12 protein-coding genes are annotated in these 13,218 nt (G+C 54.8%); all 12 read right to left on the bottom strand.

Annotated features, from left to right (window positions below; translation table 11 throughout):
* Positions 1-120: 120 nt before the first annotated feature.
* The 12 genes from feoB to AC5OW4_RS01440 all read right to left on the bottom strand — a co-directional run bounded on the left by feoB (position 121) and on the right by AC5OW4_RS01440 (position 13,208).
* Positions 121-2,115 carry a ferrous iron transport protein B gene (feoB, locus tag AC5OW4_RS01495; protein ID WP_072685385.1) on the bottom strand — a complete coding sequence of 665 codons (1,995 nt, stop codon included), beginning with the start codon at positions 2,113-2,115 and terminating at the stop codon, positions 121-123.
* The gene (locus AC5OW4_RS01490) at positions 2,115-2,342 is read right to left on the bottom strand and encodes a FeoA family protein (RefSeq protein WP_072685384.1); all 228 of its coding nucleotides are present in this window, start codon (positions 2,340-2,342) and stop codon (positions 2,115-2,117) included. The genes feoB and AC5OW4_RS01490 overlap by 1 nt, the downstream gene beginning before the upstream one ends.
* Positions 2,343-2,779: 437 nt before the next feature.
* On the bottom strand, positions 2,780-3,796 hold the full coding sequence (locus AC5OW4_RS01485; RefSeq protein ID WP_308560107.1) for an HD domain-containing protein: 1,017 nt from the start codon (positions 3,794-3,796) through the stop codon (positions 2,780-2,782).
* On the bottom strand, positions 3,793-4,647 hold the full coding sequence (locus AC5OW4_RS01480) for a DMT family transporter (RefSeq protein ID WP_308560108.1): 855 nt from the start codon (positions 4,645-4,647) through the stop codon (positions 3,793-3,795). The genes AC5OW4_RS01485 and AC5OW4_RS01480 overlap by 4 nt, the downstream gene beginning before the upstream one ends.
* Positions 4,644-5,351: a YaaA family protein gene (locus AC5OW4_RS01475; protein ID WP_308560109.1), complete on the bottom strand. Its 708-nt coding sequence runs from the start codon at positions 5,349-5,351 to the stop codon at positions 4,644-4,646. Before AC5OW4_RS01475 ends, AC5OW4_RS01480 begins: the two co-directional genes overlap by 4 nt.
* Complete coding sequence (locus AC5OW4_RS01470; RefSeq protein WP_308560110.1) at positions 5,348-5,695, bottom strand: arsenate reductase family protein; 348 nt, start codon at positions 5,693-5,695, stop codon at positions 5,348-5,350. Before AC5OW4_RS01470 ends, AC5OW4_RS01475 begins: the two co-directional genes overlap by 4 nt.
* Positions 5,696-5,774: 79 nt before the next feature.
* On the bottom strand, positions 5,775-7,550 hold the full coding sequence (locus AC5OW4_RS01465) for a flavocytochrome c (RefSeq protein WP_308560111.1): 1,776 nt from the start codon (positions 7,548-7,550) through the stop codon (positions 5,775-5,777).
* Positions 7,547-8,299, bottom strand: coding sequence for a response regulator transcription factor (locus tag AC5OW4_RS01460; RefSeq protein WP_308560112.1), 753 nt, complete (start codon positions 8,297-8,299; stop codon positions 7,547-7,549). The genes AC5OW4_RS01465 and AC5OW4_RS01460 overlap by 4 nt, the downstream gene beginning before the upstream one ends.
* Complete coding sequence (locus tag AC5OW4_RS01455) at positions 8,296-10,014, bottom strand: sensor histidine kinase (protein WP_308560113.1); 1,719 nt, start codon at positions 10,012-10,014, stop codon at positions 8,296-8,298. The genes AC5OW4_RS01460 and AC5OW4_RS01455 overlap by 4 nt, the downstream gene beginning before the upstream one ends.
* A gap of 164 nt (positions 10,015-10,178) precedes the next feature.
* On the bottom strand, positions 10,179-11,423 hold the full coding sequence (locus tag AC5OW4_RS01450; RefSeq protein WP_308560114.1) for a M28 family metallopeptidase: 1,245 nt from the start codon (positions 11,421-11,423) through the stop codon (positions 10,179-10,181).
* On the bottom strand, positions 11,420-11,935 hold the full coding sequence (locus AC5OW4_RS01445; RefSeq protein ID WP_072685375.1) for a GNAT family N-acetyltransferase: 516 nt from the start codon (positions 11,933-11,935) through the stop codon (positions 11,420-11,422). The genes AC5OW4_RS01450 and AC5OW4_RS01445 overlap by 4 nt, the downstream gene beginning before the upstream one ends.
* Before the next feature lie 91 nt (positions 11,936-12,026).
* The gene (locus AC5OW4_RS01440; RefSeq protein WP_308560115.1) at positions 12,027-13,208 is read right to left on the bottom strand and encodes a DNA glycosylase AlkZ-like family protein; all 1,182 of its coding nucleotides are present in this window, start codon (positions 13,206-13,208) and stop codon (positions 12,027-12,029) included.
* Positions 13,209-13,218: the final 10 nt, after the last annotated feature.

Below are 13,218 nucleotides of genomic sequence, written 5' to 3'. Positions count from 1 at the left end.
TTATTTTTCTTATGATGGAAACAGAACGTTTTCATCAGGCTATTCCCCCTCGCAAAAAGGAATCCGAATCGGATTCCTCAGCCCTTTTTTGAGATTGTCTTGGCAGCAGAAATTATCGACTTATATAAATAAGGAAACGACATGGTACACGACAAAGGAAACGCAATAGGCCACGCTGATTTGAAAGCCCATCGACTTGAGCGTATATTTCCAGCTGCCCGCCTCCGAGTGAATCGCTGAAATGGCCGCGACGCATGGCGCGTAAAGCAGCACAAACGTCATGAACGCGATCGCCGAGGCCGGCGTGAAGACGCGGGTCAAAACGCCTGAAAGCTGCGAAACATTGCCGACGTTGTACATGACCGCCATCGACGAGACGACGCTCTCCTTCGCGATCAGCCCGGAAATCAGCGCGATCGCCGACTGCCAGTGGCCAAAGCCCAGCGGGATCAGCAGCGGCGCGATCAACCGGCCGATCGTCCCCAGAATACTCGAAGTCGGATCCGCCACCATCTGCAGTGTGAAGCTGAAATTGGTCAGCACCCACAGCAGCACCGTCATCGAGAAGATGATCGTTCCGGCTTTGATCAGGAACCCCTTGGCCTTCTGCCACATGTGGATCATCGTGACCTGAAACGACGGAATCCGATACGGCGGCAGCTCTAAAATAAATGTGGATTCATTCTCTTTAAACACCGTATGGCGAAGCAGGAAGCCGCAGCCAATCGCAACCAGAATGCCCAGCACATACATGCTGAAGATCGCCACGCCGGAATGTTCCGGAAAGAAAATCCCGGCAAACAGGGCATAGACCGGCAGCTTCGCGCCGCAGGACATAAACGGAATCAACAGGATCGTCATCTTGCGGTCCTGTTCATGTTCCAGCACCCGCGAAGCCATGACGGCCGGCACTGTACAGCCAAACCCCATCAGCATCGGAATGAACGCCTTGCCATTCAGACCGATCTTGCGCAGCATCCCATCCATCAGAAACGCCGCCCGGGACATATAACCGCTGTCTTCCAGCACTGACAGAAATAAGAACAGAAGCATGATCTGCGGCATGAACGACAGCACGCTGCCCACCCCGCCGATCACCGTGTTGACCAGATCCAGCGCCCACGGCGCCACGGCCATCGAAGTCAGCGCCACTAACAGATTTGCTGCGAGCACGTCGTTGATCAACGTTTCAACCCAGCCCTTCAGCCCTTCGCCGATCGGGCCGAAGGTCACGATGAACATTAAAAATAAGATCAGAAAGAAAACCGGAATCCCCAAATACTTGTTGGTGACGATCATGTCGATGCGGTCGGAAACCGACGTCTCGCTGTCGCTCTTTTTTACGCATTGCTTCATCATCGCTTCGATCAATGCGTAGCGCATGTCTGCGACCGCCATGTCGATTTCCCGTTGTCCCCGCTGAGCGCAGAATTGCTTCTGCAGCGACTCCAGTTCGTTCAGCTGCGCTTTGGACATCCGCAGATCGCGGACGATCACCTCGTCGTTTTCCAGCATTTTCATCGCATAGAACTTGTCGTGGACATGATCGTGCCGGCAGGCTTCGCGGATCACGCTGATCTGTTTCAGGATCGCTTCTGTCGCCGGATCGTAGTCCAATACCGAGCTGTGTGTGTTGTGAACCAGCTCATGAATCAGTTCTTCCATGCCGCTGCCGTTTTTCGCGCTGATTGCGACAACCGGCGTATCTAACAGCGCTGCCAGTTTTTTCAAATCTATCGTTATGCCTTTGCCCTTCAGCTCGTCAAGCATGTTCACCGCGATGACCATCGGGATGCCCAGCTCCTTCAGCTGTAAGCTCAGGTACAGGTTGCGCTCGATGTTGGTGCCGTCAACGATGTTTAAAATCAAATCCGGATGTTCGTCCATGATGAAATCACGCGCGACGATTTCCTCCATGCTGTAAACGGACATCGAATAAATTCCCGGCAGATCGACCAGCGTGATTTCATGCTCCTCAATCTGAAAGGAACCTTCTTTTTTCTCAATCGTAACGCCCGGCCAGTTGCCGACATGCTGCCTGGAACCGGTCAGCCGGTTAAACAGCGTCGTTTTTCCGGAATTCGGATTGCCTGCGAGGGCGACTTTAAAATTCATTAACCGACCCTCCTGACTTCTATCGTTTTCGCCTCGTCTTTGCGCAGCGATAATTCATAACCGCGGCAGCGAATCTCAATCGGATCGCCCAGCGGCGCTACTTTTCTGATAAACAGGACAGTGCCTGTGGTAATTCCCATATCGATCAAACGTTTGCGGATCGCCCGTTCCCCGCTGACGCCGAGAACCTCCGCTTTTTCGCCGACCTGACAATCAAATAAGGTCATGCCATTCCTTCTTTCTAACTGTTCCAGTACAATTTTAGCATGGTCCCCAGCCATGTCAACGCATTTAGTTAAGATTAACTAACTTTATTAGCGTAAGGCAACTTCAGTGTTGTAAGTTGCCCGCAGGCAAGGGGGAAGCAAAAGTAAAAGAAGCTCTCTGCCGCCAGCGAAAGAGAGCTAAGATTTTGATCATCCTGATTGATTTTCCTGGGGGGAAATTGTTAGGAAATACAGGGGGTGAGGATGATCAATAAGAGGAGGCTGCGGAATTTTCACCTTTCCTTTGAAAGTGAAAATCCGGGACCGCAGCGAACTTGATACACATGCAGGAGAGAGGAGATTTTAGCTGCATTTAAGTTAGTATTATTTAACTTATGATTAAATGTTACCACAGGATAACTGTTCTGTCAACAAAAAAGGCAGATTCTTTTCTGCCGTTATTTTTCGTTGGAAATTTCTTTCAGCCAGATCGTTTGATCCTGATGCAGAAACGCTTCGATCTCCGCCTTATAAAACGGATCAAGCTTGCTTAACCGCCCCTGATTCAGCACCAGCGGATCGATCCAGCGCCGCTTCGCTTTGACCTGCAGCCAACCTTCCTTTTGCCCCGGTACGACCGCCCGGCGCAGCTGATGCAGCTGGCAATAGGCGTCCCATGCCTTACAGCTTTGATCCTCCTGTTTCAGCCTGGCAATGACCTGCGGTTCACTCGTCATCAAGTCCTCCAGCGACAACACGCGGCGATGCAGTGCAGACCGGATTAAATCCGCCAGCCGCTGCATGGCATAGCGATCCTCATCCGCGACATAAATCCAGGAATTGATCAAAGCCAGCCGTGCGAATTCCCGTGCCCGCCTGAAGGAGCGAAACACCAGCTCCGGCTGACCGTGTTCATCATGAGCGACGATCAGATCCGCATAGATCGCCCGCAGCCGATCCAAAGGATAGGCTTGAAACGCCAGCGCGTTGCCCAGCGTATATTCCAGCCGGTCTGCCGACAGCTGCGGCGAATCGTTATCCGCAATCGGATAGTGATGATAATCGCACACCTGTTCCGTACTCAGTCCGGCGCGAGTTAACAGCCGCTGCAATTCCGGCGACTGTTCAATCACCCGGCGCGTCGGCCCTTCCGTCGATTCCTGCGTCAGATGATCCTCGTTGAGGAAGTCGATCACATGCGCGAACACCGGCGTGCTGATATCATGAAGCAGCGCCGCGATTGTCTGAGCCCGATCCTGCGTGAAATGCCAGACGATCAACGCGGTTCCAACGCTGTGTTCATAACGGAAATAGGGTTTCGTCAGATGGCGATAGATCGGGTACCGGGTATATTCCAGCCCGCAGTTCATGCCAATGTCTTTCAGCCGCTTCATTGCGGGGATTTCCATCCACGGACGCAGCCATTGTGGAAAAGAACTGACATACACGGGATAAAGCGCACCTTCTTTAATCATCCGCCGACCTTCTGATTATGCCGGTACAACAGCACCGCAACGGCGATGATCAGTGCGTAGCCGACAAACGACAGCGCATCCGGGATCTGACCAAAGACAATCCAGCCCAGGATTGCCGAGAAGACGACCTGGGAATAATCGAACACTGAAATTTCCTTGGACGGGGCATAGCTGTATGCCGCCGTCACGCTGAACTGGGCGCAGGCCGCGGCCACCCCCGCTAACAACAGCGAGATCAGCTGAAACAGCGTCATCGGCGCGAAGCTGAACACCAGATACGGCAGCGTCACCAGACAGGAAAAAGCGGAAAAGAAGAAGACGATCAGCGGTCCGCGCTCGCCGCGCTGACTTAGCCCGCGCACGCACGTGTACGCACTGCCGGCGGCCATTGCTCCCGCAAAACCGACTAACGACGGCACGATCTGTTCGATCCGCAAGCCCGGTTTAATGATAAACAGACTGCCGACAAACGCCGCCACAACGCTCAGCTTCTGCACGTTATCGGCTTTTTCCTTCAGGAACAGCGCCGAAAAGATGATGACGAAAAACGGCGAAAGCTTGCTTAACATCGACGCGTCGGACATCACCAGATGATCGACCGCATAAAAATTGCACAGAATGCCGATCGTACCGAGCGTCGAGCGCAGGATCAGCAGCGGCAGATTCTTTTTCTGGAATTCAAACCCCTGATGACTGCGGACCAAGATCGCCGCCGCAACCCCGGCCGCCACCAGATTGCGGAAAAAGCTTTTCTGAATCGACGGCAGATCGCCGGATAATTTGACGAACAAATTCATGACCGCGAAGAAAAATGCGGACAATAAAATAAACTGAACCCCTTTGTTTTTCATTCCTGTTCCCCCTCTGCAAACACCCAGACCTCCGCCGTGGAAAGCTCCCTCTGGTAACGATAGCCCGCCACGCTCAGCAAGCGCACGTCCGCGCGCCGCGTGATCCGCTGATTGACGATCTGACGCGCCATCCTGCCGCGCAGCTTCTTCGCTTCCATCGACGGCGCCTTCCGGCCGTTCTTCACAAACTGTACCGTCACCGCATCGGAAACATCGACCATCCGGGCATACTCCTGCGACGCCAGAATCAGTACCTCCTCGCCATCTAAGGCCTGCCTTATAAGCGGCTTCCACAAGGTTAACGGCGTCAGCGTGCCGGCTTTATCGAGCGGATCCAGCCGGTACGGCCGAATGAAATCCAGCGGTCTTAACAAACCGTAATACGCGGATAAAATCCGCAGGTGTTCCTCGCAATAGCGCCAGTCCTCCGCGCTCAAGGTTTCTGCCTGGAAATTGCGGAATGCTTCCCCATGAAAAGCGGCCAGCGCGGCGGCCGCCGGCTGCGGCTGATTCATCCGCGCTTTGCTTTCCAGCGCTGCTTTTTCCGAAAGCTTAAACTGCTTTTGCCATTGATCGACGGTCAGTTTTTTCAGTTCCTCATGAAGCAGCTCTGTCGTTTCCATGTACTGCGGAGTCTGCCCGGCAGGCACATCCGGCAGCGGCTGCCTGCGGAAGGTTTTGGCCGGCGATAACAGAATCTTCATACTAACGCGGCGTAGGCCTCGGCCTGATAGCCGACTAACACCTTGTCTTCCTTAATTAACAGCGGACGTTTCACAAGCATCCCGTCGCTGGCCAACAGCGCGATCATCTCATGTTCGCTCATCTGCGGCAGTTTTTCCTTCAGCTGCAGCGACTGATACAGCCGGCCGGACGTATTGAAGAATTTCTTTACCGGCAGGTGGCTGAGCGCGATCCACCGTTCCAGTTCTTCCGCGGTCGGATTTTCCCGGGAAATATCGCGTTCTTCAAACGACAGCCCCAGCTGATTCAGATGTTTCTTCGCTTTCATGCATGTACTGCATTTCGGGTAGCATAAAAATATCATGGATTTCCTCCTGTATCCTTCATTCAAATCAATGTCTTTATTGTAGCGGAAAGCCGGGTTGATTTTCAATGCTAACGATCTATTTCATCGCCAGCGCGCTGCGGGCTGCGATCCGGCCGAACGTCACGGTATCGGGAATTGAACAGGAGCCCAAACGGTTTGCGCCGTGGATCCCGCCCGTCACTTCCCCAGCCGCATACAGGCCCGGAATCGGGTGGCCTTCGGTATCAAGGACGCGGGCTTCGGTGTCAATCTGCACACCGCCCATCGTGTGATGGACGGACACGACGGCGGAGAACATCATATACGGACCTTCCCCTAACGGCTGCAGCTGATCGGTCCGGCCAAAATCCGGATCCTGACCGGCTGCGGCGTATTGATTGTAGCGATCCACCGTCGCTTGCAGCGTCTTAACCGGAATGTCGAAGAATGCCGCGCATTCTTCCAGCGTCCCCATCGCCAGCACGCCCTGGTCATAACAACGCTGCACCTCCGCTTCAATCATTTCATCCAGCTGCATCTCGTCGACAACCGACTGCTCGATCAGTTCATAGATCATCGCACCGGTCTGATTCAGCGCAGCTTCGGATAAATTATCGCGCGTTTCCTTTTCGTCGACAAACCGCTGCCCTTCCTTATTGACTAACAGCGCGTTGGCGGTCAGGCGGGCGTAATCAAGAAAATAATAGTTGCCAGTAGCCGGATTGTTGACCGGATAGAGCTGAATGTATTCCATTCCCACCAGATTCGCGCCGATCGCTTCCGCCATCCGCAGCCCGTCCCCGGTGATCGCCGGGGAGTTGGTCGTCGGGATGCTCGCGTCGAGCTTGTTCCAATGTGTGTCATACTGCATCCGCATTTCCACGTTCGCGCCGAAGCCGCCGGTCGTCAAAATGACGCCTTTGCGCGCGTAAAAGCGCAGCGGCCGGCCGCCGCGGGTGGCCTCCACGCCGATCACCCGGCCTGTTTCATCCTGCAGGAAACGCTCGGCGCGGGTGTTGTACTCCACCTTTACGCCTGACGCTTCCGCCTTGCGGATCAACGTTTCCACATACTGCGGACCATCGCCGATCGGCCACAGCGTGCGCGCCACAGTATGCCCGCCATACCACGACTGATGATCGCGGTACTGCACGCCGACGGTATCGCGCAGCCACTCGGCGTTGCTTAAAGCGTTATCCGCCAGAATCCGCACCAGCTCCGGATTGCCGAGATTTTTCCCGCCCTTCATTAAATCCTCATAAAACAATTCAGGACTGTCGTTGTCGATGCCCTCCTGAAGCTGCACCCAGTTGCCTGGCGCGGCAAATTCCCCGCCCGACATCCGCGTATTACCGCCGCCAAAGGACATTTTTTCCACAATGCAAACTTCATCATGGCTTTGCGTCAGCGCTTCGATTGCCGCTGCGAAACCCGCGCCCCCACCGCCGACGATCAGCACGTCGCATGCGATTTCCTGTTCCTCGTTTTCCTCGTCGCTCCAGCCCAGCTGATCCTCGCGGATCCCGGCCTGATCGAGCGCATCCTGTACGGCTTCCAGAAAACCTTTTGACGTGTACGTCGCGCCGCTGACGACCTCGACCTGAAGCGAGTTCTTCGACAGAATTTCATCGCTCATCTGCACCATCGCCGTATCGAAGCCCGGGATTTCATTATGCGAGAGAATCTCGATGTGCTGGATCTGGTTGCGGTCGATCATCACATCGACCTTGATCTCGCCCTGCTTCCCCTGACCCGTACCGGTAAATGTCCCGCTGATGCGGCCCTGTTCATCCATCTTCCCCTTTGCGGCTGAAGAGGCAGTGCAGCCGGAAAGCGCCAGACACAAGGCCAGCGCGGTCAATGCCCGCTTCATTCAGAATCCCCCTTCGTCACTTCGCCGCGGTATTCTTTGGGCGAAAGACCTGTTTGCTTCTTAAAAATCCGGGAGAAATAAAACTGATCGCTGTACCCGCACCGTCCGGCAATTTCCTTGACCGGCAGTTCCTTTTGGGCTAACAGCTTCTGCGCCAGCTCCATCCGCAGGTCGGTGATCAATTCCACCAGCGTCTTGCCCGTCGCGGTTTTCACAAGCTTGAACAGCGTCGAATGGCTGATCGAAAATTGTTCCTGCAGCTTCTCGGCGTTAAGATCCGGATCGGTAAAATGTTCATATAAATAACGGATCAGGGACGCCGGCTCCGGCTCGGCTTCCTTCACCTGGCGGATCAGCTTGCGTTGTTCCATGCGCTGCTGAAAGCGCGCCACGGACTGACGCAGCGCGTCTTCCAGCTCCTCATCCTCCACCGGCTTCAACAAATAGAAATCGACGTGATGCTGGATCGCTTTCTGGGCATAGCTGAAATGATCGTAGCCGGAAAGAATCAGAATCACGCAGTCGGGATCCTGCGCGCGGATTTGTTCGATACACTCCAGCCCGCTCATTAATGGCATGTTGATATCCAGAACGAGCAGATCGGGCGTCATCTTCTCATAGTATTCCATGACCTGCCGGCCGTTTTCCGCAGCCGCGACCACCTGAATTCCCAGATCCAGCGATTCGATCTGACGGATTAAGCCCTTGCGGATATTTTCTTCATCGTCCCCGACCAAAGCGCGGATCATACCGATTCCTCCTTTCCTTTCACCGGCAGCGTCAGCGTCACGCACGTGCCGACGCCAGGGGTGCTGTCAATGCTCAGACGAGTTTTTTCGCCATATTCAATCCGGCAGCGGCGCAAGACGTTCTGCAATCCGTAATGGCCTTCCATCTGTTCCTTTTGCAGCGCTTCGCGCAGCGCCGTCAGCGTGGCTTCATCCATCCCTACGCCGTCGTCCCGCACCTGAATTTCCAGCCGATCCCCGATCAAGCGGGCGCTGACCTGTATTGTTCCGCCGTTCTCCTTGGGTTTCAGCCCGTGATTGATCGCGTTTTCCACTAACGGCTGAATCAGAATTTTCAGCATTGGCAAATCGCGCGCGTCCTCCGCCAGCTCCAGCGTGGAATTCAGCTTCTGACCATAGCGGATTTTCTGCATCGTCAAATATGCCTCGGTATGTTTGAATTCCTGAGCCAGCGTAATCTTTTCCTGACCGTTGCTTAAAAAGATCCGGAAATAGGTCGACAGCGAGGTGATCGCTTTGGCCACCTCGTCGGCGCCCTGAGCCTTCGCCATCCATTTGAGATTATCCAGCGTGTTGTACAGGAAATGCGGTTTGATCTGCGCCTGCAGCACCTTCAGCTCAGCCTGGCGTTTTTCCGCCTGTTCCTGATAAATCCGATCGATCAGCGAAATGATCTCGTCAAGCATCGCGTTGTAGGATTGACCCAGCGAGTCGATTTCATCATGCGTGCCCGGCAGCGTGTAGTAGGCGTCCAGCGTACCTTCCTCGACCTTTTTCATCCGTCCCTGCAGCGAGCGGATCGGCTTGAGCACCCACTGCACTAACGAAGCGCCCATCACGATGTTGATCAACAACAGCACGCAGAACAGAATCAGCACGCCGATTAAAATCTGATGGGTTGAGCGGCCGATCACGGAGTCCTGCACCAGCGTGCAGAATACCCAGTCGTCATATTCCGTAACCGGCGAAACAAACAACGTCGCCTGCTTTCCCCGGGCGTCGCGGACACGGAACTGGTCGGAGCTGGTAATCGAGCGCATATCCAGCTGATCCAACGCGCTGCGGGAAAGAACATTTTCAACGAAATATTCCTCGTCGGTCGTGATCAGGTCTTTGTTGCGCGTCATGACCCAGCTGCGGCCTTCGTAGATCTGAACCGGATTGACGATTTCCTTTAAGCGCACTGTCGGGATCGCCGCGCAGATCAGGGCTTCCTTGATCCCCGTGCTGCCTAAAATCGGATAGTAAAACAACATCACCTGACGGTGTTCGGGATTGGTCACCGGCAGCGACAGAATAAATTCACGGTCATTCTGATAGGCTTGTTGGTAGTCGGTGTGATCCATCAGATTTTCCACAGCGCTGGAGTTGATCCAGCAGAAGCCGTTTTTCCCGATATAGGAGAACGTTTCCATCGTTTCCCCATTCTTCTTGTAAAGCTCGGTGAAGCGGTCGATCAGCGGCGTAATCTCGCGCACATCCATTGAGCTGAATGCCGGAATCGCGGCGATCGTGCGGTATTCCACCGCCATGCGCTTCACCCACATGCTGACCTCGTTGGCCTTTGATTCGACCATCTGGCTGATTGCGAAGCGGGTCTGGGTCATCGTCCGGGGGCGCACCGCAAAGCCGATATACGCCCCCAGCGCGGAAAAGACCAGCAGGCTGGCCAGCGAAAAAAAGAAAATGATTTTATGCCGGATGCTGAACTTCATCGCGCTTCCCGTCCCCTTCATTTTCTTTATTTTACCATAAATCGACAGCCGCACGGCAGGAATTGCGTAAACGGGAAGAGCTTTTTGTCTTCATGGAAAGTGATGCGTCACTGCTGTTTTTATATGAAAAAGCGGCGCTTTGCGGCAGCCGCTTTCAGATCCTGTTATTGCTTTTCCGATTTCTTGTTCAGATACGCGTCGATCTTCTTTTTCTGATCCTCCGGGATCGTCCGTTCAATCGGGAAGACGGCGCTTTGATCGAGCTGATCCAGAAAATTCAGCACCAGCTCCGTCGTTTTTTCCAGACTTTCAGGGCTGAGATAGCGCAGGACGTCGTGACGGTTGTGGATATAATTGGCTCCCTTTTCACCAAAACGCATAAAGCTGACCGACGGAATGCCCTGATCGGAAAACGGCACTTCGTCGCTGGAGTACACGTCGCTTTTGACTTCCAGCTGAATCCCGGTCTGGGCAGCATAGGTTTGCACCATCGCTTCCAACGACTGCGGGCCTAAGCACCAGGCGCTGTCATGACCCAGAATTGCGCCGGCCACGTCGACGTTCAGATTGAAGCGGATCGCTTTTAAATCTTCCTCATGGGTGTCGACATAAGCATGCGAGCCTAACAGCCCGCGTTCCTCGCTGCCGCACCAGATAAAGCGCAGCGTGCGGTTGGGATGATGGTCGTGGTAGTGCTGAAGCAGCGCCATCAGAATCACGCTGCCCGCCCCGTTGTCGTAGACGCCGGTGCTGTATTCGACTGAATCATAATGCGCCGTCAGCACGATCACATCCTCTGGCCGGGTTAAGCCCTGAATCTCCGCAATGACGTTCTGCGAAACCGCCGGTGCAGATTTCTGACGCACGACCAGCGTGACCATTTTCGGGTTTTCCTGAACCAGCCGCATCGCGTCGTGTATCGACATGTTCACGCCCGGCAGTTTCCCCAGCTGTGCCAGCTTTTCCCGCAGCTCGCGATGGGCGATATCCGTGGCTTCCTCCTCATCGCGGGCTTCGCCGTTATAAGTGATAAACCCCACCGCGCCGCTTTCAATCAACGCCTGATACAGCTTATAGTTCAGATAACCGTTGACCAGCACGATCTTCCCGCTGGCCTGCTGGAGACTGACAGGCCCGGGGATTTCCATATAATAGAACGGCGCGGTCAGGCCGCTTTCGTCGGTTTCCCCGCAGTTGCCATAGGCTGTGACCGGATAGCTGTTCTTTTCGGTAGCGCAGCGGACTTGTTCGATCTTCCAGCCGGGAACCTCAAACATTTCCAGCCGGGCTTTTTCCCCGCGTTCCTCAATTTCATCCCGCAGAATCTCCGCCGCCCGTTTTTCCTCTGCCGTGCCGCTGACTCTTACAAAGCCGATCTTTTGAAGTAATTCCCATTGCGTTGTGCTCATTTCTCATCTAACCTCTTTTCATAAGCGACCCTCAGACTCAGATCGCGATGCAGCTGAATGACGCCGCAATATTGATAATGGTGTTTTTCCAACAGCCGCCGCATCGAAGTATTGTCCTGATGCGTGTCGATTTTCAAACTCTCTACCCCACGCTGCCGGCACATCTGTTCCGCCTGTTCCAGAATCCAGCCGGCAATCCCCTGACCTTTGAGCTTATCGTCAACCGCGATCCGGTGGATTACGGCATACGGCCTCTCGGTCAGCCATTGGCCGCTGACCATCGTCGTGTAATTTTCGTCCGGCGCAAAAGCGATCGTCGCGCAGGCAGCTACCGCGCCGTCAAGCTCGGCGACATAGGCGGTTCCGTTTTGAATATCCCGGCGCAGAGTCGCTTCGTCAGGATAGCCATCCTGCCACTGATCAATTCCATGAGCTTTAAAATATGCCTGAGCTTGATGCAGAATCGTCATGACCGCCGGCAGATCTTCTTCTTTCGTCACCCTGAATCTCATCGTGATTCCCCCTTTTCTCCTATTGGATATGCTTTGTTTTCGAGCCGGGAAACCGGGCTGTATCAGCCAGCCATTCCCTGGCATGTCTGGCTTATTCCAGAAACCGGCAGGTTTCCAGTGTCCGGCCGAGAAACTCCTGCAGCCGGGCCATTTCCCTGTGAATGCAGGAATGCTCCGCTTCGTTCAGGGATTCCCACAATGTAACCTGCACGGCTGCCTTCTCCCGTTGAACGCGCGCATTCCAGAATCCGACAATCCGCGTATCTTTGAGAAGGACGCCGGGACTGCCGACTGTCCGCCAGACTTTCTTCTGCGCCGCTTTGTCCGGCAGAATCCAGCTGCGCTGAGGCAGATCCAGAAACGGATCGTGCGGACCGAGCAGCTGAATCTTGGATTCCTCCGGCGGCAGACTTACCAACAGATCAAGATCCGCTTCCAGCATCCATCCGCGCTGCCCTTCCACTTCGATTTCCACCCGCTCCTCTTCAGTTAAAGCCCACAGTCGTTTTGCCTGAGGCAGGCCGCATCCGCTCCAGCGGGCAAAATCCTGCACCGTCGCCGGGCCATAACAATGCAGAAACTTTTCCACAATCCGCGAAGGCTGCGCCTGTAAATCCAAAGCTTGTCCAAGCTCGGCAGCAGGACTGGTAAACGACGGCTGATTCCCCTGACGTTCTCCCATCATCACGCGGCCTTCCAAAGCACATTGTCGAAGCAAATACGACACGGCCGCTTCCAGTAGCGTCTGTTTTTCCGCTACCAGCGACGGGGCATCCGCCCGTTCACGGATGGGATCCGGCAAATACGGCTTCATGGCTTCGGCTAAAACATGATCAAGCCGGGCTTTGCTTACGATCCGGTTGTGCTCCAGCACCGCGCAGGCCCGGCGCAGCGCTTCCAGCAAGACATTGCGGTCAGCGCCTAACGCCTGCGCGGTATAGGACAGCGGCTGCGCGTAGATCGGCACTTCCTCCGGCTGCGCCGCCAGCGCGCTTAAAAACGTTCCCGCTTCCGCAAGCGGAAATATCGTCGGCGCACCGCGCAGACTCCACGTCTGCATCAGACATTTCGTTTCGATCAAATCCTGCCGCAGATCGCTGCGCTCAAGTTCCGCAACCCGCACCGCCATCGCCAGTTCCCAGCTGCCGGGCGGACTGTTGACGATTCCGCAGGCCGAAACCGCTTCAAGTCTTTGTGCCCGCGGCAGTTTCTCATCTAAATGATGAGCGTGCCGCTGATGGCGCAAGGCTTGTTCTTTCGTCATCGTGCGCATGGCTGATCCC

The sequence above is a fragment of the Holdemania sp. genome, from assembly GCF_986127675.1.
This window is presented reverse-complemented; position numbering and strand designations above follow the sequence as displayed.